Raw genomic sequence first — 23,793 nt, forward strand, 5'->3', positions numbered from 1 at the left:
CTGCCGCCAGCGTTCAATCTGAGCCATGATCAAACTCTTCAATTTAAAAGTCTGATGCTCAAAGAAAAACGTCGTAATGAATTACGTGTTCACTCTGAGACTTGATACTGCAATAGTTTTTGCGATATCCCGTCCGTGAGTGCCCACACAGATTGTCTGATAAATTGTTAAAGAGCGGTGCGACCGGTACCTGATACCGTTGTCGCGAGGTGGCGTATATTACGCTTTCCTCTTTCAGAGTCAACTTCTTTTTCAGAAGTTTTTCTCCGGCGATTCATCTTGCTGAATCGCCTGACTCGACGCTGCGTAAGCCGCTGTGCCGTGTCAGTGGAGGCGCATTATAGGGAGTTCTCTGAAGCTCGCAAGTGCTAATTTAAAAAAAAATAGCCAAGCGTTTCTTTTTTCGCCAATAGCCTGAATAAACACCGCTAATTGTATATCTCGCAACCAGAACTCCGCGTTGTTTTGCCCGTTTTTGGCGAAGTGCCCGGCTTCGGCTGATGCTATTCTCTATTTCTCTGCCGATTTTGTTGTTGGCCACCTAAACAATAAAGAAGAAGGATGCTTAATGATCAAATCTGCGCGCAGTATGGCCGGGCTTCCCTGGATTGCTGCGATGGCTTTTTTCATGCAGTCACTGGACGCAACAATATTGAATACCGCTCTCCCGGCTATCGCCAACAGTCTCCAGCGTTCTCCACTTGCTATGCAGTCTGCGGTTATCAGCTATACCCTGACGGTGGCGATGTTGATTCCAGTCAGCGGCTGGCTGGCCGATCGCTACGGTACCCGTAAGGTTTTTATCGTTGCTGTCTCTCTTTTTACCTTTGGCTCTTTGATCTGCGCGCTTTCCGGCTCGCTCATGGTGCTGGTCATCTCGCGTATTATCCAGGGCGTTGGCGGAGCAATGATGATGCCAGTGGCACGCCTTGCTTTATTACGGGCCTATCCGCGCAGCGAGCTATTGCCGGTGCTGAACTTTGTTACCTTGCCCGGTCTGGTCGGTCCCGTGGTCGGCCCTATGCTTGGCGGCATTTTAGTTACCTATGCCTCCTGGCACTGGATCTTCCTGATAAACATCCCTATCGGCATTCTTGGTATTGTCTACGCACGCAAATATATGCCGGACTTTACAACGCCGCGTCGTCGCTTCGATTCGCTGGGCTTTATCCTGTTCGGTTTCGGCCTGGTGCTGCTTTCATGCGGCATTGAGTTATTCGGAGAGAAAATTGTCGCCAGTACCATTGCTGTTGCCGTTCTGCTGAGTGGTATCCTTTTACTGCTGCTTTATATAGCGCACGCGCGACGTCATCCCACCCCGCTAATTAGCCTGCCAATGTTTAAGACCCGCACGTTTTCAATCGGCATCCTGGGAAATGTCGCTTCCCGACTGGGCACCGGATGCGTTCCTTTTCTTATGCCGCTAATGCTGCAGGTGGGCTTTGGTTACTCAGCGATTATCGCAGGCTGTATGATGGCACCGACGGCGATTGGCTCTATGCTGGCGAAATCGACGGTAACCAGCGTGTTACGCAGGCTGGGCTATCGCACTACGCTGGTTGCCATTACCGCAATTATCGGCCTGTTTATTGCCAGCTTTGCATTGCAGTCACCGGGCGAACAGATTTACGTGTTGCTGTTGCCGCTGTTTCTGTTGGGGATGGCGATGTCAACGCAGTTTACCGCCATGAACACCATTACGCTGGCCGATCTTACCGATGAAAATGCCAGCAGCGGCAACAGTATGTTAGCGGTAACGCAGCAGCTGGCGATCGGTTTCGGCGTCGCGGTGAGCGCTGCGGTACTGCGCTTCTATGAGAACTTTGGCGGCACTACGGTTGAACAGTTCCACTCGACGTTCCTGACCATGGGCGTGGTCACCGTTCTGTCGGCGCTGGTATTTATGCTGTTAAAACCAGGTGATGGCCGTCACCTGATTAGCGATCGTGAAAAGCGCCGTAAAAAGGCTTAACGTTGCGCGACTGACTGACGTTCAATCAACTCCGGCGTCAGCACCAGCCTTTGCTGACTGCCGCCGGGCGATTTGAGCCGATGAATTAACGTATCGATGGCCAGCTCGCCCAGTTCATCCTTTGGCTGATGAATTGTGGTTAACGGCGGCGTCATATAGCGCGCCAGTTCAATATCGTCATATCCCATCACCGCCATATCTTCAGGGACGCGTAACCCCGCCTGATAGAGCGCATGATACGCGCCAACGGCCATCGCATCATTGCTGGTGAATACCGCCTGCGGGCGTGATTTACAGGCCAGCAATGCGTTCATGCCGTTGAAACCGCCCTGGAATTCAAAATCACCATTAATGACATACTCTGGCGGTAAAGGCAGGCCGGCTGCTGTCATCGCCTGTTTAAACCCTTCCAGCCGCAGCCGCGCCGGGGTTTTATCCAGCGGCCCGGCAATACAGGCGATACGCGTATAGCCGCGCGCAATAAGATAGTTGGCCGCCAGCTCACCGCCGAGCAGTGAATTATCCTGAATAATATCGCTGCCGCCGTCGAAGGGCGCCCAGTCCATCATTACCGAAGGAATGCCAGGGTAACGCGTCAGGATATCGGCAGAAGGCAGATGACTTTCGGTACACATGATGAGCAAACCATCAACACGCTTTTGCAGCAACGTTTCAAGGCTGCGATTCATGCGTTCTTCATCACCTTCGGTATTACATAACACCAAACTGTAGCCGCGTTCATAGCAGCTGTTTTCCACGCCACGCACCACTTCAGCATAAAAAGGGTTACTGCTGGCGGTAAGCAGCATACCAATGGTGTGGGTTTGGTTGATCTTCAGGCTGCGCGCCAGGGCCGAGGGCGCATAGTTTAGCTCGAGAATGGCCGCTTCAATTTTTTCTTTGATCGCTTCACTTACAAAGCGGCTGTTATTAATAACGTGCGAGACCGTTGAGGTCGAGACGCCCGCTAAACGGGCGACATCTTTCATGGTAGCCAATCCGCTTACCCCTGCTGCTGTAAAAAGCGGTCAATCTCTTCGCGCCAGGGCACGGATGGCTGCGCGCCGGAACGCGTTACGGCAATCGCTGCCGCCGCATGGGCAAAGCGCACCGCTTGCGGCATCGGCTGCTGTTCCAGCAGTGCGGTAATCAACGCGCCGTTAAAGGTATCTCCGGCGGCAATGGTATCCACAGCCTGAACGCGAAAGCCAGGAATGCGCTGCCCTGCACCTTCTTCGCTAAGCCAGACGCCACGACTACCGAGCGTGATCAGCACTTGTGCGATGCCTTTTTCATGCAGCACGGCGGCGGCGCGGGCCGCATCCTCATCGCTTTTTATCGCAATGCCGGTCAGCATTTCCGCTTCGGTTTCATTTGGGGTGATCATATCCACCAGCCCCAACAGCTCATCCGGCAAAACAGTCGCCGGCGCGGGATTAAGGATCACGCGCGTCCCATGCTGCCGGGCAATTTTCGCCGCCGCCAGCACGCTTTCCAACGGTGACTCCAGCTGCATCAGTAATGCGGCAGCATCGGCAATGACCTGTTGATGTTGCGCCACAACCTCTGGCGTCAACGCAGCGTTCGCCCCGGCATGAATAGCAATGCTGTTTTCGCCCTCGCTGTTAACAAAGATAAGCGCTACGCCAGTCGTGGCGGCGTCAATCACAGAAACAGGAGAGGTATCGATGCGGTCAGCAGCTAACTGTTGACGAATACGTTCGCCAATATCATCAGCACCCACGCAGGCGATAAAAGCGATATCTGCGCCGCTGCGGCCAGCGGCCACCGCCTGATTTGCGCCTTTACCGCCAAAAGCCACCTGGTACTGTTTCCCGATCACCGTTTCGCCGGGCCGCGGGAACTGTGACAAATTAAGAATATGATCGGCATTAATACTGCCAAGTACAGCGAGTTTAGCGGATTGCGTCATTCGGGGTTCATCCAGAAAAGTGCGCCACCTGAACGGTGGCGCGTTGCCATGCTTTTCTTTGTTATTTGGTGACCAGCTTCAGATCGACCGGATTGATAGCCTGTACTTTCTCGCCTTTTAACGCTTTATCAGCGATCTGTACGCCTACCTGACCAATTTTCTCCGGCATCTGCGCCACGGTCGCGGCCAGTTTGCCGCCTTCTACGGCTTTAACCCCATCATCGGTACCGTCGAAGCCCACGACCACCACATCAGATTTACCGGCAGTTTGCAATGCTCGTAACGCACCCAGCGCCATTTCATCGTTTTGCGCGAACACTGCCTGCACTTGCGGATGCGCCGTCAGCAGGTTCTGCATAACGTTCAGGCCCTTGGTACGATCGAAGTCGGCAGGCTGGCTGGCCAGGATCTGGAATTTATGCGCATCGGCAGCCTGTTTGAAACCTTCACCACGTTCACGCGCGGCGGAAGTCCCGGCAATACCCTGCAGCTCGATAATTTTTGCGCCCTCACCCAGTTTCTTCGCGATAAAGTCACCGGCCATTTTCCCACCGAAGCGGTTATCTGACGCCACGTGACTAATCACTTTGCCCTGCGCCGCTACGCGGTCCAGGGTAATCACCGGAATATTGGCCTGGTTTGCCATTTTAACTGCATTTCCCACCGCATCTGAGTCGGTTGGGTTGATCAGCAGCAACCTGGTGCCGCGAACGGTCAGATCCTGAACGTTTGCCAGCTCTTTCGCCGGGTTATTTTGTGAATCCAGAACCACCAGATTGTAACCCAGCTTATCGGCTTCTTTCTGCGCGCCATCTTTCAGCGAGACAAAGAAGGGGTTATTCAGGGTTGAAACCACCAGCGCGATGGTATCTTTAGCCAGTGCATTGGCGCTAAGCGTAGCGCCAAGCAGTACTGCAATTGCCGTGAGTTTTTTCATTTTCATCTTTATATCCTTAGAGGTAAGCGCTATTTACTGCTTTTGTTATCCACCAGCACCGCCAGCAAAATCACCGCCGCTTTGACGATCATCTGATAGTAGGAAGAAACGCCCAACAGGTTAAGACCATTATTCAGGAAGCCAAGGATCAGCGCACCGATCAGCGTGCCCATAATGCGTCCTTTGCCGCCAGCCAGACTGGTTCCACCCAGCACAACCGCTGCGATGGCGTCCAGCTCATAGCCGGTGCCTGCGGTTGGCTGCGCCGAGGAGAGGCGAGCCACTTCAATGGTGCCCGCCAGCGCTGCCAGCATGCCGCTTAGCGCATAGACGATCACTTTTACGCGATTAACATTGATCCCGGAGAGACGGGTTGCCGCTTCATTGCCGCCCAATGCATAGATGTAACGCCCCAGACGCGTATGGTGCAGCATGTACCAGGCTGCCAAAAACACCACCGCCATCAGCCATACCGGCGTCGGGATCCCCAGCGGACGACCAATACCGAACCAGCCAAACAGATCGGCATTCTCATTAAAGCCGGTATTCACCGGGCTTCCGTCGGTATAAACCATGGTCACGCCGCGCAGCAGCAACATCATTACCAGCGTGGCGATAAAGGCCTGCACTTTGCCCTTCGCCACTATGGTGCCGGTAACCGCGCCAATCGCTGCCCCCAGCCCCAGTGCAGCGGCCACGGCCAGCAGCGCATTAACTTCCAGCCCGACAAGTGATGCCGCTACCGCGCCGGTTAGCGCCAGCAGCGAGCCAACGGAAAGGTCGATGCCGGAGGTCAGAATAACCAGCGTCATACCTACCGCCATAATGGCGTTTACCGAGGTCTGCTGCAGAATATTGAACAGGTTATTAACGGTAAAAAAGTTCGGGCTCTGGCTGGCAACGACGGCAATCAGCACAATCAGAGCAATTAGCGACTTTTGTTCCAGCAGCCAGGCCTTGCTGAACCAGCGGCGGCGGGCTGGTAAGGTTTGGGTACTCATAAATGTGCTAACTCCTCGCTGTGTTGCTTGCCTACGGCGGCAGCCATCAGGACTTCCTGCGTGGCCTGTTCAGTGGAAAACTCGCCGCTCAGGCGGCCTTCATGCATAACCAGAATGCGATCGCTCATTCCCAGCACTTCCGGCATTTCAGAAGAGATGAGAATGATGCTCAGCCCTTCCTCTTTAAACTGGTTGATCAGCTGATAAATCTCTTTCTTGGCGCCGACATCCACGCCGCGCGTGGGCTCATCAAGGATCAGTACGTTGGGTCGCGTCATCAAACCGCGGGCAATGGCGACTTTCTGCTGATTACCGCCGGAAAGCAGGCCGATGGTCTGCTCCATACCCGGCGTTTTGATATTAAACAGACGAATAAAATCGCTGACTGCCAGCTGTTCGGCGCTGTGCTTTAGCGCGCCGGCGCCGTTACTGAAATAGCTCAGCGCGGTTAGTGACATGTTCTCTTTCACCGACATACCCAGCACCAGGCCGTCGCGTTTACGATCTTCCGAAATATAAACGATGCCGTTAGCCAGGCCGTCCTGCGGTGTACGAACGTTAATTTCGCGCCCGTTTAATACCACTTTGCCGGCGCTACGCGGCAGCGCGCCGTACAGCATTTTCATCAGCTCGGTACGGCCAGCGCCCATGAGTCCGGACACCCCTAAGATTTCGCCTTTGCGCAGCGTAAAGCTGACATTATCAATACCCGGCCCGCTGAGGTTTTCTACCTGCAGGCGAATTTCACCTGGCGCTTTATCCAGCCGTGGATATTGATCTTCCAGCTTGCGTCCCACCATCATTTCAATCAGCGAGGCTTCTGTTAGCGTATCGACGCTGCGCTCGGCAATAAACTGACCGTCGCGGAAAACCGTGACGTCATCGCAAATTTCAAAAATTTCTTTCATGCGATGAGAGATATAAACAATGCCACAGCCCTGCGCTTTGAGTTCGTTGATCACCCGAAACAGCGATACTGTTTCGGTATCGGTTAGCGCATCGGTGGGTTCATCCATCACGATCACTTTTGACTCGAAGCTGAGAACTTTAGCAATCTCAACCATTTGCTGGTCGCCGATAGAGAGGTCGCCCACCAGGCGATGACTGTTAAAGCGCAGATTAAGGCGTTTAAGCAACGCATCCGCTTCGGCGTGCATCTTTTTCCAGTCGATACGGCCAAAACCATTAACAAACTCGCGGCCCAGGAAAATGTTCTCGGCGATAGAGAGCTGTGGGATCAGGTTCAGCTCCTGATGGATAATGCCGATGCCTGCTTCCTGTGACGCTTTCGGCCCGCTGAAGTGCGTCTCTTCACCCAGCCACTGCAACGATCCGGCATCACGTTTATAGATACCGGTCAGCACTTTCATCATGGTGGATTTGCCCGCGCCGTTTTCGCCTACCAGCGCCATCACCCGGCCTGGATAAACGGAAAGCGCAGCGCCATTTAACGCCTTTACGCCCGGGAATGATTTTTCGATGCCTTTTAGTTGCAGTAGCGGTTGCATAGCAGCCTCAGAAGGTCACGCCGGCGGTCAGGATAATATTCGCGTAGGGCGTACATTCCCCACTGCGAATGACCGCCTGGCTCCGTTGCGTTAAAGTTTTGAATTGTTCATGAGGAACATAGGCGATAGTGATGTCATTGCCCTGCTGACGTTGCAGCACTTCCAGCAGCGCGATCAGTTCGTCGTGCAGCCTGGCGTTATGCGTACGGATCTCTTCAGCAATAATGGCGCTTTCCACCTGCATTTCGTGCGTAACAGCCTGCGCGACCTGTAAAAAGCTGGGTATGCCATGCGTTACCGCGAGATCGATCCGTTGCGGGCCAGCGGGAATGGGCAGTCCGGCATCGCCAATTGTCAGGCTGTCGGTGTGCCCAAGACGAGCGATAACCGTAGAAATTTCCGCGTTAAGTAAGGTGCCTTTTTTCATGATGCGCTCCTGAGCGAAACGTTTCGCCAAACCGGAGTTTCAGAAAAATCGGGGGTGTTGACAACAGAAAGGTAACAGAATTGTGATCGCTATCGAAACGTTTCGCTGGCGGGTGAGGAAATTTGATTTAGGTAAAGAAACGGGCCGGTTAAGGCCCGTATCAGCGGATTAACTGAAGACCATACCGCCATCAATAAGCAACGCCTGGCCGGTCATATAATCGGAATCCGGGCCTGCCAGGAACGCGACGCAGGCAGCAACATCTTCCGGTTCGGAAAGACGGCCCAGCGTGATGCGTTTAGCAAACTCAGCGGTGCCGTATCCCGGAGCCTGGCCTGCAGCAGCTGAAACCTGACGGTCGATTTCATCCCACATCGGCGTTTTTACAATGCCGGGACAATAGGCGTTTACGGTAATGCCCAGCGGCGCAAGATCGCGTGCGGCTGTCTGGGTCAGACCGCGTACGGCAAACTTGCTGGAGCTGTAAACGGCCAGCTCCGGGTTCCCTACGTGGCCCGCCTGCGAAGAAGCATTGATAATTTTGCCGCCGTGCCCCAGCGCTTTAAAGGCTTTGACCGCCGCCTGAATGCCCCAAATAACCCCTTTCACGTTGATGTTGTAAACCTTATCGACGATTTCCGGCGTAATATCTTCAATCAGCGTGGTAGGCGCAACGCCCGCGTTATTGACGATTACATCAAATCCACCCAGCTGCTGCCGGGCCTGCTCAACTGCCGCAAATACCTGATCGCGATCGGAGACATCCGCCTGCAGCGCAATGGCTTTACCGCCCTGCCGCGTAATCTCCTCGGCAGCCTGACGTGCGGTTTCCGCATTGTAATCCACTACCGCGACGGCAAATCCATCTTTCGCCAGCCGCAGGGCAATGGCTTTACCGATGCCCTGACCGGAACCGGTCACTAATGCAACTTTGCTTTCCATAACTGCTCCTTGCTGAGTTGATAAAGGGGTATTACAGGATCTGGCTCAGATGCAGCTGCCCCATCAGTTTGGGGTTGTCGGCATAATCTACCGGCACCGCAACCACAGCAGGTCCCTGTACATCCATCGCCTGGCGCAATATTGGCTCCAGCTGATCGGCGCTTTCCACCGCGAATCCTGCTGCGCCAAAGGCTTCTGCGTAGGTTTTGAAATCGATCGGGCCGAACGTCACGCCGGAAAGACGCTGGTATTTTTGCTCTTCCTGAATCGCCACCATGTTGTAACCGTTATCGACCCAGATGATGTGCAACACGTTGGCGCCAAGGCGCACCGCCGTTTCCAGTTCCATGCTCGACTGCATAAAACCGCCATCGCCGGAGACCGATACCACTTTACGGCTCGGATCCACCAGCCACGCGCCAATCGCCCACGGCAGCGCAACGCCCATGGTCTGCTGACCGTTGGAGATCATGATCTGGCGGGCACGGAAGCTGTAAAGGTAACGGGCAATCCAGATATGGAAGCTGCCCATATCCACAGTCAACGTCACGTCGCTGTTAATGATGTCCTGCATCGCGCGCACTATACGCAGCGGATGCAGGGCAAACTGGTTCAGCTGGTGACCGCGCATCGCCAGCAGCTCACGCTGCTGCTGACGATCTTTCAGGATATCTGCGGATTCAGGGCTAAGATGCAGCGGCGCCTCAATACGTGCGGCCAGCTTATCCAGCGTGGCGGCGATATCACCAATCAGTTCGGCATCTGGCTGATAACAGTTGTCGGTTTCCGCAGGCAGTACATCTATATGCACTAGCTCGGCGTTACCGCTGTTCCATTTCGCAGGTTCATACTCCACCGGGCTGTAGCCGATAGTGATAATCAGATCTGCCTGCAGCAGCAGGCGATCGCCCGCCTGGTTATTAAACAGTCCCACACGACCGGCAAAGCGTGAGAAATGCGATTGCGATACGGCACCGGCTGCCTGATAGGTGCTGGTGACCGGAATATGGCTGCGTTCCAGCAGACGATGCAGCGCTTTGGCATTTTTCGGCTGGCTGGCCATCAGGCCGAGCAGGATAATTGGGTTTTTCGCTTTCGCGATTTTATCAGCGACGTGGTTAATGGCGCAGTCTGGCGCAGAGCCAAGCAGCAGCTCGCCTGCTGGCGTCAGCACGTTACCGCGTACCGGTCCATCCACGATATCCTGCGGCAGGCTGATAAACGCGCCGCCAGGGCGACCCAGCTCTGCATAGCGAAAGGCGTTGGCAAGGATTTCACCCAGCGCATCCGGCGCGCCCACTTCTACCGCATATTTGGTGATCGGACGGAACATACCAACGGTATCCATGCTTTGATGCACCAGCTTGGCGCTATCCGCACGTTTTACCGCGCCGCCCAGCGCCACCACCGGATCGCCTTCAGAGGTTGCCGTCGCCATGCCGGTGATCAGGTTAGAGCAACCGGGGCCGGAAGTAACCAGCGCCACGCCCGCTTTACCGGTTAAACGCCCTACCGCTGCGGCCATAAAAGCGGCGTTGGCTTCATGGCGAACCGGAATGGTTTGAATAGAGGAGTCCACCAGCGAGTCGAAAACTTTATCAACCTTAGCGCCGGGAATACCAAACACCTGTTTAACACTCTGCGCCTCCAGCTGGGCGACAACCAAATCGGCGCCGTGCGCCCATTCTTTCTGCATATCGCTTTTCATTTTTTCTCCTGTGGCGGGATTTAGCTTTCTACGGCGCGAATGGCGCTGTCGAGATCGTCCGGGTTGAGATTGGCCTGTAAGAAATCACGATCGTCCGGCAGATCCACTACCAGCTTGCTAATGGCACCGAAGGTCAGTACGCCAGACTCCAGGCTATAATCGAGCACATGGCCGCCGCCCTGACGGTCATCAGTAATGAAGTGTTCGTGATAGCCTGCTACGTTAATGCCCTGCATATACTGCGGCGTGCGGAAGCCGATCAATACGCCATCGCGCTGGTTAAAATGGAAGGTTGGCTGTTGTTCAATAGCCTCCATCATCGGTTTATAAGGACGATGCTGGCAGGGCACGGTACGCGTCTGAACCTGGTGAAAACGACCATCAATGCGCAACGCACAGAACTGGTTATCGGATGCGATCTGCTGATTAATGATTTCATGCACCGCATCGCGATCGGCAACGCCACTAAAACGATGCTGATACTGCGGACGGAAAAAGGTCATTACGGCAAACGGCGTACGTTGATCAGGGTGGGCCGCATTGGCGCTGCCGTCGGCGCGGAGTTGATATACGTTGCTGTTAAAAGCGATCATCTCACCATCAAGGTGATTAAAGGTTCCCAGGCCGAAATCTCCTTTCTTCAGCAGATCGGCAATGGTTTTCGAACCCTCATAAACGCCGCTCAGCAGAGCGCTCATCAGCGAGGTCTGATAGATTACGCTTTCTGGTTGTTCTTCGCGCAGCACACTGATGGTTTCAGCAAGCTGTTTCTCGCACGAACAATCAGTTACAGAATGTGACATGATTCTCCCCTCCGCACAAAAGGTTAACACTGTTTAACTATATGTTCGCGCGATTCAGTGGGAGAATCCAATACAGAAAGCCCTTCACTTTGAGACGTTTTAGATATGGAACTACGGTATCTTCGTTATTTCGTCGCCGTTGCGCAGACGCGTAACTTCACTCGCGCGGCTGAGATGCTGGGGATTTCTCAGCCGCCGTTAAGCCAGCAAATATTGCGTCTGGAGCGAGAGATAGGGACGCCGCTGCTAAAGCGGCTGACGCGAGGCGTGGAACTCACCGAGGCCGGGGAGGCGTTTTATCAGGATGCCTGTCAGATCCTTGATTTAACCGGACATGCGCTGGAAAAAGCGAAAGGCATTGCGCGGGGCGTTACGGGTAAGCTGTCGCTGGGTTTTGCCAGCTCGGTGGCCTTTCATCAGGATATTTTCCGCCTGCTACAGACTTTTCAACAACAGTTTCCCTCGGTAACGCTGTTGCCACGTGAGGCCAGTATGTCTTCACTGATGCAGGATCTTCAGGAGGGATTACTGGATGCCGCTTTTGTTCGCCTGCCCTGTGAAACCAGCAAGGCCTTTAACCTCAAGCTGATCGCCAGCGAAAAGATGCAAATTGTCCTGCATAACGCTCATCCGCTCAGCACAAAGCAGGAAATTTCGCTAAGTCAGCTCAGCGATACGCCAATAGTAATGTTTCCACGGGAGATAGCGCCCAGTCTGTATGAGTCGATTATCAGCGCCTGTGTACGGGCGGGCTTTCAGCCGCAAACCGGGCCGTATGCGCCGCAGCTCTCCTCGATTATCGGCATGGTTTCAGCCGGGTTTGGCTTTGCGCTGGTGCCGCAATCGCTCAGCTGCGTCGCAATGCCTGATATCAGCTTCCATCCCTGTCAGGAAGCGTCGCTGACCACCGATATTGCGCTGGCCTGGCGACGCTGGGATCGTTCGCCAACGTTGCAGCATTTGTTGGATACGCTAACGCAGCAGCTGAACGCTAATGCTTAACCCTGGATTTTACGTACCTGTTTAACTTCCAGCTGCGCATCGTTAAAAGCTTTATCCAGTTCGCCCTGTAGCTCAACTTTATCTCCAGGACTTACGCTCTGGCCTTTCCAGTCTGCTTCATCGATCTCCACTGAAAGTGTGCCGGTTGTATCCTGGAACAGATAGTCATCGTCGCTGAGGCGCTTAACAATATTGCCGCGTACGGTAATCCAGCTGTCATCCTTCATCTCTTTGGCTTCTTTTACCGTGACCACATTTTGTGGACCTTTAAAGCCGCCTTTCTGAGTCTGAGTCTGAGTTTTCGGTGCGTTCGGATCGACAAAACCACCGGTCTGCGCCGCCAGTGCCGGCATTGTGAACAGAGCGACAATCGCAACCATTGCAACATGCTGCTTCATTGAATTTCCCTCGTTTGTTAATGGCTCGGATAGATGCTTCTAAGTACAGCACAGGGTTCTTAACAGGATCTTAAGTGGCACCATTTTTTTATGCGTTTGTTATCTGGTCGCAACATTTGCCCCCTTCTTCTGTACAAGCGAAGCGTTTTTTCCGTATAACGGCGACAGTGAGAGAGATCGGGGAAACCCCATGCGTATTCTGTTAATTGAAGACGATCGTTTAATTGGTGATGGCATCAAAGCCGGGCTGGGCAAGCTGGGTTTTAGCGTTGACTGGATAATAGATGGCGAGCAGGGAATGGCGGCGCTGAAGTCAGCCACCTATGATGCCGTTGTGCTGGATCTCAGCCTGCCACAGCGCGACGGTATGGATATTTTGCGCAGCTGGCGTAGCCGCGGCGAAGATATTCCGGTACTGATTTTAACCGCGCGCGATGCGGTGGCGCAGCGAGTAGAAGGATTGCAGCAGGGCGCGGATGATTATCTCTGCAAGCCTTTTGCGCTGAGTGAGGTGGCGGCACGCCTGCAGGCGCTGATCCGTCGACGCCACGGCCAGCTACAGCCTACCTTAACCCACGGCGCGCTGACGCTGGATCCCGCTGCGCGTACCGTCACGCTGGATAATGTGCTGATCGAACTGAAACCGCGCGAGCTGGCGCTGCTGGAGCTGTTTATGCTCAATGCGGGACGGGTGCTGACGCGGGCGCAGCTGGAGGAGAAGCTTTACAGTTGGGATCAGGATGTTTCCAGTAACGCGGTAGAAGTACATATTCACCATCTGCGTAAAAAGCTGGGCAGCGCTGCTATTCGTACGGTGCATGGCGTGGGCTATACGCTGGGGGCAACGCCATGAAACAGATGAGCCTGCGTGCCCGGCTGATGAGCGGCTTTTTGCTGCTAACAGCGATCTGCTGGGGAGCGGCGAGCGTCAGCGCCTGGTTCCAGGCACGTCATACCATTAACGAGCTGTTTGATACGCAACAGATGCTGTTTGCTAAGCGGCTAATTACGCTTCATCCCACAGATCTGAGCCGTTCCGCCCTGCCGGATACAAAAAAGGTCTTGTCCGATCATCGTGGCCAACAGGAGGACGATGCATTGGCTTTCGCCATTTTTAATCGTGTGGGAAAGCGGGTGTTTGACGACGGCGACAAGGGTAAATATTTTCTTTTTGAGCCCAATTATCGCGGTTTTCGCGACGGTAAGCTGCGCGACGATAACGACCTCTGGCGCATGGTGTGGCTGAATACGCCCGATGGGCAGTATGTGGTGGTGGTGGGTCAGGAGTGGGAATATCGTGATGAAATGGCCGGCGCGGTGGTACGCAGCACGCTGCTGCCATGGCTGTTTGCGTTGCCGCTGATGCTTATCCTGCTGCTATGGCTGCTGCAACGCGAGCTGGCACCGTTAAAACAGATTGCCCACCAGCTTCAGCGCCGCTCACCGGATGATGCCGCCGCCCTTAGCGCAACCAGGCTGCCGTCTGAAGTGAAGCCCATGGTCGATGCGCTGAACGATCTGTTTTCACGGATTCATCAGATGCTGCAACGCGAACGGCGTTTTACCTCTGATGCTGCCCATGAGCTACGCAGCCCGCTGGCGGCGCTGAAGGTACAAAGCGAAGTGGTACAGCTGGCGCATGACGATGCTGAAATGCGTCAACATGCGCTGATTAATCTGGATGCCGGGATCGATCGCGCAACGCGGCTGGTGGATCAGCTGCTAACGCTCTCTCGCCTGGATGCGCAGCGGTCGCTGGTGGAAAGTGAAATCGTTGATCTGGCGCAGCTAATGCAGCGAGCGATTGTAGAGCAGGATGCCGTCGCGCAGCGAGCCGGCATTACCCTGCGGCTGGAAAACCAGGCGGGCGACGCGATCCATTGTCAGGGTCATGCGCTGCTGCTCTCGCTGCTGCTGCGTAATCTACTGGATAATGCCATCCGTTACGGACGTCGCGGCGGCACGGTGACGCTGACGCTGCGTCAACAACAGCTGGAGATTAGCGACGACGGGCCTGGCGTCAGTGAAGAGGCGCTACAGCGCATCGGCGAACGTTTTTACCGTCCGTCAGGGCAGGAGAAATCAGGCAGCGGGCTGGGGTTATCGATCGTGCAGCATATCGCCGCGATACATGGCATGCAGATGCGGCTGGCGAATCGACCACAAGGCGGCTTCAGCGTGACGTTCGATCTGCCGTAAGAAAAATATGGATGTCTTTATGGATGATATTAAATAGCCATAAAAAATCGATGTACCACATTTTCAGACCACGCGGAAATGCAAAGCGCGGGGAGTTCAGGCAGAAGAGTAAAGCGTCCCGCGCCATGGACGGCGCGGGCCGAGCTGTCAGGGATGACGCTTTTTGCGTCTTTACGATCGGCCTGAAATCCTTCGCGCAGGCACGTTTTTCACCTATTTATTTACCCAAAAGCCGTCGTAACCGCCCTCAGATTATCGCGCTAGATTTCTACCTGCGTGCCCAGCTCAATCACCCGATTCGGCGGGATCTCAAACTGATCGGGCGCGCGCAGCGCGTTACGCTGCAGCGCCAGGAACAGCTTGCCGCGCAGATGCAGATACCAGGGACGTTTGCCGATGATCAGCGATTCGTGTGACATAAAGAAGGAGGTTTCTGTCATACGACAGTTAAGTCCTTCCAGACCACAGCGATGGAAAATCTCTTCCATATTGGGCGTTTCCCGCCAGCCATAGCTGCCTACGACGCGCCAGAAGGTCGGCGAAAGCTGCTCAATGGTCACACGGCGAATATTATGTACGTAAGGCGCATCTTCGGTACGCAGCGTCAGCAGCACCACGCGTTCATGCAGCACCTTGTTATGTTTCAGGTTATGCAGCAGTGCAAAGGGAATAACATTCAGCGCGCGCGACATATAAACCGCAGTGCCCGGCACACGCACTGGCGGCGATTTCTCCAGCGAGGCAATCATCGCTTCAAGGGAGTTGCCGTGCTCATGCATGCGGCGCAGCAACCGGAAACGTTCGCTTTTCCAGGTGGTCATGATGACAAACATCGCCAGCCCCAGACAGAGCGGCAGCCAGCCGCCGGAAAAAACTTTAATCAGGTTGGCCGAGAAAAGCGGAATATCAATACACAACAGCCCTAACAGGATTGCTCCCACCAACAGACGGTTCCAGTGCCAGTTTTTAACCGCCACCGTACAGACCAGAATCGACGTCAGGATCATGGTTCCGGTCACGGCGATACCGTAAGCCGCCGCCAGATTGCTGGAGTGTTCGAAGCTGATAATCACAATCAGCACCGCATAGTAGAGCAGCCAGTTAATCACCGGGATATAGATCTGGCCGGACTCCTCTTCTGAAGTATGAATAATGCGCATCGGCGGCAGATAACCCAGACGTACCGCCTGACGCGTCAGAGAAAACACGCCAGAGATCACCGCCTGTGAGGCGATAACCGTGGCTAATGTAGCGAGAATCAACATGGGAATCAGCGCCCAGTCCGGCGCCAGCAGGAAAAAGGGGTTTTTAATCGCTTCCGGATGCTCCAGCAGCAGCGCGCCCTGACCAAAATAGTTCAGCACCAGTGACGGAAGAACAACGCTAAACCAGGCCAGACGAATCGGTATTTTACCGAAGTGTCCCATATCCGCATACAGAGCTTCCACGCCGGTTATCGACAGCACCACCGCGCCCAGCGCAAAGAAAGAGACCTGTTTATATTCAAGAAAGAAATGCACCGCCCAGCTGGGGTTCAGCGCCTGCAGCACTTCCGGGTTATGAAAAATGCTGCGCGCGCCCAGCACCGCCAGTACGCCAAACCACAGCAGCATTACCGGAGCAAACAGCTTGCCGACCATGCCGGTGCCATGCTTCTGAATAATAAACAGCAGCGTCAGCACGGTAATCGACAGCGGCACAATATAGGCATCCAGCGAAGGCGCTGCGATTTCAAGACCCTCAATGGCCGACATCACTGAAATAGCAGGCGTAATTACGACTTCGCCATAAAAAAAACTGCCGCCAATCAGCCCCATAATGACCAGCACGGCGGTCGCGCGTCCGCCGGTATTGCGGCCTGCCAGCGACATCAGCGTGAGTATTCCCCCCTCTCCGGCATTGTCGGCACGCATGACATAGCTAATATATTTCAGCGACACCACCAGAATCAGCAACCAGAAAATCAGCGATAAAAAGCCAAATACGGCTCCTCGCTCTACGCCAAAGCCAAACTGCCCGGACAGGCACTCGCGTAGGGTGTAAAGCGGACTGGTGCCAATATCCCCGTAAACCACACCTATTGCCGCCAGCGTTACTGCGGCGAGAGGCTGCTTCTTATCAGAGCTCATAATGTCATCTTTTGTTGGAGCGAAGTAACGCATCTCTGCGCACGGCTCAAGCCATCAAAAAGCGCACAGTATGCCTAATTTTCTGCAAAAACCCACCCCTGAGTCTGGGCAGCTTTTGACATCTTTAAGCACTAAAAGCGCCGCTTCACCGTTTCACGATAAAAAAGCTGACGACTATCAACGCATTCAAGCATGATAGTCAGTAGTGTTTGCGCTCGCTAATCGGGTATTGCGTGTGCAGTAGTAACAGGATAATTGACTGATTATGGCTCAACCACATTTACTGGCCGAAAGAATTTCTCGTCTCAGCAATGCGTTAGAAAAAGGCTTATATGAACGTCATCATGCTATTCGCCTTTGTTTGCTGGCGGCACTTAGCGGAGAAAGCGTTTTTTTACTTGGTCCGCCTGGCATTGCCAAAAGTTTGATTGCCCGCCGCCTGAAATTCGCTTTCCAACATGCGCGCGCGTTTGAATATTTGATGACGCGTTTCTCCACGCCGGAAGAGGTGTTCGGCCCGCTTTCCATTCAGGCGCTGAAAGATGAAGGCCGTTATCAACGGCTTACCAAAGGTTACCTTCCCGATGCGGAAATCGTTTTTCTGGATGAGATTTGGAAAGCGGGCCCTGCAATCCTTAACACGCTGCTGACCGCTATCAATGAACGACGCTTCCGTAACGGCGATGGCGAAGAAACGATACCCATGCGGCTGTTGGTCACCGCCTCCAACGAACTGCCTGAAGCAAACAGCGGGCTGGAAGCGCTCTATGACCGAATGCTGATACGTCTGTGGCTGGATAACGTCCATGAAAAGCAAAATTTCCGGAATATGTTAATCCACCAGCAGGATGAAAACGCGAATCCTGTAGACAGCACGCTGTGCATTAGTGATGAAGAGTATCAGCAGTGGCAGGCCAGTATCATGCAGATGGCACTGCCGGAGCCGGTATTCGAACTGATTTATCAACTGCGTCAGCGGCTGGAAGCGTTACCGGATGCGCCTTATATCTCTGACAGACGCTGGAAAAAAGCGATCCATTTGCTGCAGGCCAGCGCCTTTTTCAGCGGCCGCCAGGCTATCGCGCCGGTGGATCTGATCCTGTTAAAAGATTGCCTGTGGCACGATCTCTCCTCAATGACGCTATTGGATCGCGAAATCGACACGTTAATGACGCAGCAGGCCTGGCAGCAGCAGTCGATGCTTATTCAGCTACAGCGCATTAAAGCGCGTCATCTGACGCTGGCGCAGCAGCAAAGCCTTGATCGGGCAATTCAACTCAAGAAGCATGGCGGGAGATTTAGCCGCAAAGCGCACTATGAACTCCCTGCTTCGCTTACCGCAGAGATACTGACGTTAATGCTGCAGCAGCCGCTGGTCCTGCATGAGATGCAGGTTACTCATGTGACCATTGCCCACGATGCCCTGCAACAGTGGCTGCAAAAAGGGGGCGAGGTGCGCGGTAAACTGAACGGCATCGGTTTCGCCCAGACGCTGGATTTGCAGGTAGACAGCAGCGATTGCCTGGTGCTGCGCGACGTCAGCCTGCAATCGTCCCGGCTGGCGTTGCCCGGAGACCTCGATCATGCGGCGCTACCGGCGGAAATCAGCGAGGCGCTGGACGCGCTGGAAGAGCAGCTGCGTAACCAACGCGCTCTCTTTACTCAGCATCAGCGCTGTCTGTTTATCAGCGACGACTGGCTGGCCCGTATTGAAAATAGCCTGCAGGATGTGGCTGAACAGCTAAAACAAGCCAGACGATGATCTCTCTGGATACGCTCAACGCGCTGCTGTCGATTAGCGAAGGAGACCTGATCGAAGATCTGGTGATTGTGCTAATGGCTTCGCCGCAGCTGGTACTGTTTTTTGAAAGCTTTCCCGGCATGAAGCAGGCGCTGATGCGTGAAATGCCAGGCCGCAGAGCGGAAATCATCGCGCATTTAAAGGCAGCGCCGGTGCCTGCTACACTGAATCAGGAGTTTAAACTGTTTCAGCACTATCAAACACTTGACCCACCGCATTTTACTGCCGCATTGCCTACTTTGCTCAACGACCTCGAAAAACTGGCTTCGCCTTTTGCGGAACAGGCCCGAATGCTGGCGGACAACAGCGATCGCCAGCGGTTAAGCCCGGCGCAGCACATGCTGTTTCTTCAGCGCTGGCGACTCAGTCTGACGCTGCAAACCATGACGCTGAATGAGCAGCTGTTAGAGGAACAGCGGGAAGCGCTGCTGGCTGAACTGCAGCAACGTATGGCCCTTAGCGGGCAGCTGGCGCCGTTACTGTCAGAAAACCAGGAGTCCTGCGCAGGCCGTCTGTGGGATATGAGCGCCGCGCCGTTACAGCACCACGATTATCAGCGGCTGGTGGAATATGGCGAGTTCCTGGCCGGGCAGCCAGAGCTGATGAAGCTGGCGCAGCAACTGGGCCGCAGTCGCGCCGCAAAAGCGGTTCCGGCACAAGAGGCACCGCCGGAAGCGCTGCGTCAGCAGATGCGCGAGCCTGCCAGCGTGCCGGAGGAGGTTAACGGGCTGCATCAGAGCGAAGATGTGCTGCGGCTGCTGCCTGCCGAACTGGCAACGCTGGGGATCAGCGAGCTGGAGCTGGAATTTTACCGGCGCCTGGTTGAGAAACGTCTGCTGACCTATCGCCTGCAGGGTGAAAGCTGGCATGAAAAAGTAACCCAGCGCCCGGTTAAACATCAGCAACAGGAAATATGTCCGCGCGGTCCCTTTATTGTCTGCGTAGATACCTCCGGCTCAATGGGCGGCTTTAATGAACGCTGCGCAAAAGCGTTCTGTCTGGCCCTGCTCAAAGTGGCGCTGGCTGACAAACGTCGCTGCTATATCATGCTGTTTGCGCATGAGGTGGTGGGCTATGAACTAACGGCGGAAGATGGTATCGCTCAGGCGATTCGCTTCCTTAACCAGCGCTTTCGCGGCGGTACCGATCTCGCCGCCTGTCTGGAGGCGGTGCTGCAACGTTTGCAGGGAGAAGCGTGGCGGGAAGCGGATGCGGTGATCCTGTCTGATTTTATTGCCCAGCGGCTGCCGGATGGGCTGATCAAAACGATCAAACATCACCAACAGCAGCATCAGCAGCGCTTTCATGCCGTCGCCCTGTCGGCACATGGTAAGCCAGGCATTCTGCGTATTTTCGATTATATCTGGCGCTTCGATACCGGTCTGAAGCAGCGCCTGCTGCGTCGCTGGAAGCGTTAGCGTCACCGGTAGATTGCCTTTGCTTTCCTCGTCGGCAACGGTAGGATGCCTCATGTCAGTCGGGCAACTTTTTGTTCGGCTCAGCGAATTATTCTTCTCTTTAATACTTAACCAACCGTGGAGCCTAACCGTGGCAGAAACGCTACAACTCGACAATTTGGATCGCGGTATCCTTAATGCGCTGCTGGACAATGCCCGTACCGCTTATGCCGAACTGGCCAAACAGTTCAATGTCAGTCCCGGCACGATTCATGTACGGGTGGAGAAAATGCGTCAGGCCGGCATTATCAAAGGCACACGGGTAGAGATCGACCCCAAACGGCTGGGCTATGACGTCTGCTGCTTTATCGGCATCATTTTAAAAAGCGCCCGCGATTATCCGGCGGCGCTGGCCAAACTGGAAGCGCTGGATGAAGTGGTGGAGGCCTGGTATACCACGGGTCACTACAGCATCTTTATTAAAGTGATGTGCCGATCTATCGATGCCCTGCAGTTAGTGCTTATCAACAAGATCCAGACCATTGACGAAATCCAGTCTACCGAGACGCTGATCTCCTTACAGAACCCGATCATGCGCACCATCAAGCCCTGATCTGTGCATAAACTTATCCCGATCGTGGAACCGCGCCGGACAGGCGGATCCACGCATTAACCCACATTAATCTTCCTGTTTTCCACAGGTAGATCCCAACCTGATCACAGCGTACAATGCTCGCTCTCGATGACAGCGCGTTGCAGGATCGCACCATGGCAGATATCACTCTTATTAGCGGCAGCACTCTTGGCAGTGCGGAATATGTTGCTGAACATCTGGCTGACAAGCTGGAAGAAGCGGGCTTTTCAACCGAGACGCTGCACGGCCCGGCGCTGGACGAACTTTCATTGCAGGGGCTGTGGCTGATTGTCAGTTCCACTCATGGCGCAGGCGAATTACCCGATAATTTGCAGCCTTTATATGAAGCGCTGGAACAGCAGCGCCCGGATCTCTCCGGCTTGCGCTTTGGCGCAGTGGGCATTGGCAACCGCGAATACGATCTTTTTTGCGGTGCGATCAAGCAGTTTGAGCAGTTGATCGTTAGCCTGGGAGCAAAACGCATCGGCGAACGACTGGAAATTAATGTCCTGGAACATGAGATCCCGGAAGATCCGGCAGAGGTTTGGTTAGAGAACTGGCGCTCACTCCTGTAAAAGGCACGATCAAAGCTGGGATCTCCGCCCTTTTTTCGGTCGATCCCCAGTTTTTTCCACTCTTTTTATCCCAGGATCCTTCAGTAAACTGTGGATAACTAGGCTTGAAAGGGTCTGATAACCGGTAGTTATCCAAGGTATAACCAGTGTTGCTTTTTTGCTCTGTGCATAACTCGCCATTTAGATCCCAGCTTATACGGATCAGGATCACCGATCATTCACAGCAAACGATCCTTATCAACTGATTGATCTGACTCTCAAAGCAGACCTTATCCACAGAAAACGGCGATCCTAATAAGAGATCTAACAAAGAGATCCTTTAAAGAATAAAGATCTTCTATTAAATACCCTGCGATCCCGACGCTTTCGTCACGCTATGAATTTGAGTAGAATCCACGGCCCAGGGCAATGATCCCTGATCGAACACTAACGAGGTATTTCCCATGTTTTATCCCGATCCTTTTGACGTCATCGTCATTGGCGGTGGTCATGCAGGCACTGAAGCCGCTATGGCTGCGGCCCGGATGGGTCAACAAACGCTGCTGTTAACCCATAACATCGATACGCTGGGGCAAATGTCCTGTAATCCGGCGATCGGCGGCATCGGAAAGGGACATCTGGTGAAAGAAGTGGATGCGATGGGCGGCCTGATGGCCAGCGCGATCGATCGTGCCGGCATCCAGTTTAGGATACTAAACGCCAGCAAAGGACCCGCTGTCCGCGCCACTCGCGCTCAGGCTGACCGGGTACTTTATCGTCAGGCAGTACGCACTGCGCTGGAGAATCAGCCCAATCTGATGATCTTCCAGCAGGCGGTAGAGGATCTGATCGTAGAAAACGATCGGGTGGTTGGCGCCGTTACCCAGATGGGACTTAAATTCCGCGCTCGTGCCGTTGTATTGACGGTCGGAACTTTTCTCGACGGAAAAATTCATATCGGCCTTGATAACTACAGCGGCGGTCGTGCAGGCGATCCACCGTCTATTCCGCTGGCGCGACGCCTGCGTGAATTGCCGCTACGCGTCAGTCGTCTGAAAACCGGTACGCCGCCGCGCATTGATGCCCGCACTATCGATTTCAGCGTACTGGCTCCGCAGTATGGCGACGATCCAATGCCGGTTTTCTCGTTTATGGGCGATGCTTCGCAGCATCCGCAGCAGGTTCCCTGCTACATCACCCATACCAATGAGCAAACGCATGAGGTGATCCGCAATAACCTCGATCGTAGCCCAATGTATGCTGGCGTAATCGAAGGGATCGGTCCGCGATACTGCCCGTCGATCGAAGATAAAGTGATGCGCTTTGCCGATCGCAACGCTCATCAGATCTTCCTTGAGCCGGAAGGATTGACCAGCAACGAAATTTATCCGAACGGAATTTCCACCAGCCTGCCGTTTGACGTACAGATGCAAATCGTGCGCTCAATGAAGGGCATGGAAAATGCGAAGATTGTGCGTCCGGGCTATGCGATTGAGTACGACTTCTTCGATCCGCGCGACTTAAAACCGACGCTGGAAAGCAAATTCATTCAGGGCCTGTTTTTTGCCGGTCAGATCAACGGCACCACCGGTTACGAAGAAGCTGCTGCACAGGGCATGCTGGCAGGTTTGAACGCCGGTCGCCTTTCTGCCGAGAAAGAGACCTGGGCTCCGCGTCGCGATCAGGCCTACCTTGGCGTACTGGTTGACGATCTGTGCACCCTGGGCACCAAAGAGCCGTACCGTATGTTTACGTCACGTGCCGAGTATCGTTTGATGCTGCGCGAAGACAACGCCGATCTGCGTCTCACGGAAACCGCTCGTGAATTGGGACTGGTTGATGACGCCCGCTGGGCACGCTTCAATCAAAAGCTGGAAAGCATTGAACTGGAACGCCAGCGTCTGCGTGATATTCATGTTCATCCTAAATCTGCTGATGTTGAGCAGGTAAATGCAGCACTGAATACGCCGCTGACCAAAGAGGCGAGCGGAGAAGATCTGCTGCGTCGCCCTGAGATGACCTATCAGCGCCTGATGGAGCTGGAAGGCTTTGGCCCGGCGCTGGCCGATCCGCAGGCGGCCGAACAGGTTGAGATCCAGGTTAAGTATGAAGGTTATATTGCCCGCCAGCAGGAAGAGATAGATCGCCAGCAGCGCAATGAAAACACGCTGTTGCCGGTGGATCTGGATTATCGCAACGTCAACGGACTGTCGAATGAAGTGATCGCCAAACTAAACGATCATAAACCCGGCTCGATTGGACAGGCGTCACGTATCTCCGGTATCACCCCGGCAGCCATCTCTATTTTGCTTATTTATCTGAAAAAACAGGGCTTGCTGCGTAAAAGCGCCTGATAATAAGGCGGGAAACCGCCTTATTTTTTCATCGGCGACCGCTCGCGGCTGGCAGAGCAAGATCGCGGTGACTTCTCCGCCTGCCCGCTTTTAG

The 23,793-nt window shown here is 54.3% G+C and carries 20 protein-coding genes; 9 read left to right on the top strand and 11 right to left on the bottom strand.

Going from position 1 to position 23,793, the window contains the following annotated elements; genetic code table 11:
• Positions 1 to 568 precede the first annotated feature (568 nt).
• Positions 569 to 1,972, top strand: coding sequence for a multidrug transporter subunit MdtD (gene mdtD, locus ACQE3Z_RS10495; protein WP_426973752.1), 1,404 nt, complete (start codon positions 569 to 571; stop codon positions 1,970 to 1,972).
• Here mdtD and rbsR read toward each other — a convergent pair.
• The 9 genes from rbsR to budA form a co-directional block, all read right to left on the bottom strand.
• Positions 1,969 to 2,970, bottom strand: a complete 1,002-nt coding sequence (gene rbsR / locus ACQE3Z_RS10500; RefSeq protein WP_237172462.1) for a ribose operon transcriptional repressor RbsR — start codon at positions 2,968 to 2,970, stop codon at positions 1,969 to 1,971. The two genes, mdtD and rbsR, sit on opposite strands and share 4 nt — an antisense overlap.
• 5 nt (positions 2,971 to 2,975) lie before the next feature.
• Positions 2,976 to 3,905 (bottom strand): ribokinase, encoded by a 930-nt coding sequence (rbsK, locus tag ACQE3Z_RS10505; RefSeq protein WP_426973753.1) that lies wholly within the window; start codon positions 3,903 to 3,905, stop codon positions 2,976 to 2,978.
• Between the two features lie 61 nt (positions 3,906 to 3,966).
• Positions 3,967 to 4,848, bottom strand: a complete 882-nt coding sequence (rbsB, locus tag ACQE3Z_RS10510) for a ribose ABC transporter substrate-binding protein RbsB (RefSeq protein ID WP_426973754.1) — start codon at positions 4,846 to 4,848, stop codon at positions 3,967 to 3,969.
• A 23-nt stretch (positions 4,849 to 4,871) separates the two neighbouring features.
• Positions 4,872 to 5,843, bottom strand: a complete 972-nt coding sequence (gene rbsC / locus ACQE3Z_RS10515) for a ribose ABC transporter permease (protein WP_085069212.1) — start codon at positions 5,841 to 5,843, stop codon at positions 4,872 to 4,874.
• The gene (gene rbsA / locus ACQE3Z_RS10520; protein WP_426973755.1) at positions 5,840 to 7,351 is read right to left on the bottom strand and encodes a ribose ABC transporter ATP-binding protein RbsA; all 1,512 of its coding nucleotides are present in this window, start codon (positions 7,349 to 7,351) and stop codon (positions 5,840 to 5,842) included. Before rbsA ends, rbsC begins: the two co-directional genes overlap by 4 nt.
• Positions 7,352 to 7,358: 7 nt before the next feature.
• Complete coding sequence (gene rbsD / locus ACQE3Z_RS10525; protein WP_426973756.1) at positions 7,359 to 7,778, bottom strand: D-ribose pyranase; 420 nt, start codon at positions 7,776 to 7,778, stop codon at positions 7,359 to 7,361.
• A gap of 168 nt (positions 7,779 to 7,946) precedes the next feature.
• On the bottom strand, positions 7,947 to 8,720 hold the full coding sequence (locus ACQE3Z_RS10530) for a (S)-acetoin forming diacetyl reductase (RefSeq protein WP_085069206.1): 774 nt from the start codon (positions 8,718 to 8,720) through the stop codon (positions 7,947 to 7,949).
• A gap of 31 nt (positions 8,721 to 8,751) precedes the next feature.
• A complete protein-coding gene (alsS, locus tag ACQE3Z_RS10535) occupies positions 8,752 to 10,428 on the bottom strand; it encodes an acetolactate synthase AlsS (RefSeq protein ID WP_426973757.1) in 1,677 nt (558 codons plus the stop codon).
• 20 nt (positions 10,429 to 10,448) lie between these two features.
• Positions 10,449 to 11,231 carry an acetolactate decarboxylase gene (gene budA / locus ACQE3Z_RS10540; RefSeq protein ID WP_426973758.1) on the bottom strand — a complete coding sequence of 261 codons (783 nt, stop codon included), beginning with the start codon at positions 11,229 to 11,231 and terminating at the stop codon, positions 10,449 to 10,451.
• A 105-nt stretch (positions 11,232 to 11,336) separates the two neighbouring features.
• On the opposite strand from budA, the gene ACQE3Z_RS10545 reads away from it, so the two are divergent.
• A complete protein-coding gene (locus tag ACQE3Z_RS10545; protein ID WP_426973759.1) occupies positions 11,337 to 12,233 on the top strand; it encodes a LysR family transcriptional regulator in 897 nt (298 codons plus the stop codon).
• Here ACQE3Z_RS10545 and ACQE3Z_RS10550 read toward each other — a convergent pair.
• Positions 12,230 to 12,631, bottom strand: a complete 402-nt coding sequence (locus ACQE3Z_RS10550; RefSeq protein WP_426973760.1) for a YgiW/YdeI family stress tolerance OB fold protein — start codon at positions 12,629 to 12,631, stop codon at positions 12,230 to 12,232. The two genes, ACQE3Z_RS10545 and ACQE3Z_RS10550, sit on opposite strands and share 4 nt — an antisense overlap.
• A 190-nt stretch (positions 12,632 to 12,821) precedes the next feature.
• Between ACQE3Z_RS10550 and qseB the strand changes: the two genes are divergently transcribed.
• Positions 12,822 to 13,484 carry a quorum sensing response regulator transcription factor QseB gene (qseB, locus tag ACQE3Z_RS10555; RefSeq protein ID WP_426973761.1) on the top strand — a complete coding sequence of 221 codons (663 nt, stop codon included), beginning with the start codon at positions 12,822 to 12,824 and terminating at the stop codon, positions 13,482 to 13,484.
• The gene (gene qseC / locus ACQE3Z_RS10560; RefSeq protein WP_426973762.1) at positions 13,481 to 14,830 is read left to right on the top strand and encodes a quorum sensing histidine kinase QseC; all 1,350 of its coding nucleotides are present in this window, start codon (positions 13,481 to 13,483) and stop codon (positions 14,828 to 14,830) included. The genes qseB and qseC overlap by 4 nt, the downstream gene beginning before the upstream one ends.
• A 260-nt stretch (positions 14,831 to 15,090) precedes the next feature.
• Here the strand turns inward: qseC and kup are convergent, their stop codons facing one another.
• A complete protein-coding gene (gene kup / locus ACQE3Z_RS10565; RefSeq protein WP_250651258.1) occupies positions 15,091 to 16,959 on the bottom strand; it encodes a low affinity potassium transporter Kup in 1,869 nt (622 codons plus the stop codon).
• Between the two features lie 265 nt (positions 16,960 to 17,224).
• Here kup and ravA point away from each other — a divergent pair, with 265 nt between their 5' ends.
• The 5 genes from ravA to mnmG all read left to right on the top strand — a co-directional run bounded on the left by ravA (position 17,225) and on the right by mnmG (position 23,699).
• The gene (ravA, locus tag ACQE3Z_RS10570; protein WP_426973763.1) at positions 17,225 to 18,721 is read left to right on the top strand and encodes an ATPase RavA; all 1,497 of its coding nucleotides are present in this window, start codon (positions 17,225 to 17,227) and stop codon (positions 18,719 to 18,721) included.
• Positions 18,718 to 20,178, top strand: a complete 1,461-nt coding sequence (viaA, locus tag ACQE3Z_RS10575; RefSeq protein WP_426973764.1) for an ATPase RavA stimulator ViaA — start codon at positions 18,718 to 18,720, stop codon at positions 20,176 to 20,178. Before ravA ends, viaA begins: the two co-directional genes overlap by 4 nt.
• Positions 20,179 to 20,308: 130 nt before the next feature.
• Positions 20,309 to 20,770, top strand: a complete 462-nt coding sequence (asnC, locus tag ACQE3Z_RS10580; RefSeq protein WP_085069191.1) for a transcriptional regulator AsnC — start codon at positions 20,309 to 20,311, stop codon at positions 20,768 to 20,770.
• A gap of 155 nt (positions 20,771 to 20,925) precedes the next feature.
• Entirely contained in the window at positions 20,926 to 21,366 is a 441-nt protein-coding gene (gene mioC / locus ACQE3Z_RS10585) for an FMN-binding protein MioC (protein ID WP_426973765.1), read from the top strand.
• A gap of 443 nt (positions 21,367 to 21,809) precedes the next feature.
• Positions 21,810 to 23,699, top strand: a complete 1,890-nt coding sequence (gene mnmG, locus ACQE3Z_RS10590; RefSeq protein WP_250651262.1) for a tRNA uridine-5-carboxymethylaminomethyl(34) synthesis enzyme MnmG — start codon at positions 21,810 to 21,812, stop codon at positions 23,697 to 23,699.
• Positions 23,700 to 23,793: the final 94 nt, after the last annotated feature.

This window comes from Pantoea sp. FN0307, assembly GCF_050113815.1.
In the GTDB taxonomy this organism is placed as follows: Bacteria; Pseudomonadota; Gammaproteobacteria; order Enterobacterales; family Enterobacteriaceae; genus Mixta; species Mixta alhagi.

Bases quoted from the DNA above. Each gene is read 5' to 3' on its own strand.
- mdtD (WP_426973752.1), top strand. From the start codon at position 569: ATGATCAAATCTGCGCGCAGTATGGCCGGGCTTCCCTGGATTGCTGCG.
- rbsK (WP_426973753.1), bottom strand. From the start codon at position 3,905: ATGACGCAATCCGCTAAACTCGCTGTACTTGGCAGTATTAATGCCGAT.
- rbsB (WP_426973754.1), bottom strand. From the start codon at position 4,848: ATGAAAATGAAAAAACTCACGGCAATTGCAGTACTGCTTGGCGCTACG.
- rbsC (WP_085069212.1), bottom strand. From the start codon at position 5,843: ATGAGTACCCAAACCTTACCAGCCCGCCGCCGCTGGTTCAGCAAGGCC.
- rbsA (WP_426973755.1), bottom strand. From the start codon at position 7,351: ATGCAACCGCTACTGCAACTAAAAGGCATCGAAAAATCATTCCCGGGC.
- rbsD (WP_426973756.1), bottom strand. From the start codon at position 7,778: ATGAAAAAAGGCACCTTACTTAACGCGGAAATTTCTACGGTTATCGCT.
- ACQE3Z_RS10530 (WP_085069206.1), bottom strand. From the start codon at position 8,720: ATGGAAAGCAAAGTTGCATTAGTGACCGGTTCCGGTCAGGGCATCGGT.
- alsS (WP_426973757.1), bottom strand. From the start codon at position 10,428: ATGAAAAGCGATATGCAGAAAGAATGGGCGCACGGCGCCGATTTGGTT.
- budA (WP_426973758.1), bottom strand. From the start codon at position 11,231: ATGTCACATTCTGTAACTGATTGTTCGTGCGAGAAACAGCTTGCTGAA.
- ACQE3Z_RS10545 (WP_426973759.1), top strand. From the start codon at position 11,337: ATGGAACTACGGTATCTTCGTTATTTCGTCGCCGTTGCGCAGACGCGT.
- ACQE3Z_RS10550 (WP_426973760.1), bottom strand. From the start codon at position 12,631: ATGAAGCAGCATGTTGCAATGGTTGCGATTGTCGCTCTGTTCACAATG.
- qseB (WP_426973761.1), top strand. From the start codon at position 12,822: ATGCGTATTCTGTTAATTGAAGACGATCGTTTAATTGGTGATGGCATC.
- qseC (WP_426973762.1), top strand. From the start codon at position 13,481: ATGAAACAGATGAGCCTGCGTGCCCGGCTGATGAGCGGCTTTTTGCTG.
- kup (WP_250651258.1), bottom strand. From the start codon at position 16,959: ATGAGCTCTGATAAGAAGCAGCCTCTCGCCGCAGTAACGCTGGCGGCA.
- ravA (WP_426973763.1), top strand. From the start codon at position 17,225: ATGGCTCAACCACATTTACTGGCCGAAAGAATTTCTCGTCTCAGCAAT.
- viaA (WP_426973764.1), top strand. From the start codon at position 18,718: ATGATCTCTCTGGATACGCTCAACGCGCTGCTGTCGATTAGCGAAGGA.
- mioC (WP_426973765.1), top strand. From the start codon at position 20,926: ATGGCAGATATCACTCTTATTAGCGGCAGCACTCTTGGCAGTGCGGAA.
- mnmG (WP_250651262.1), top strand. From the start codon at position 21,810: ATGTTTTATCCCGATCCTTTTGACGTCATCGTCATTGGCGGTGGTCAT.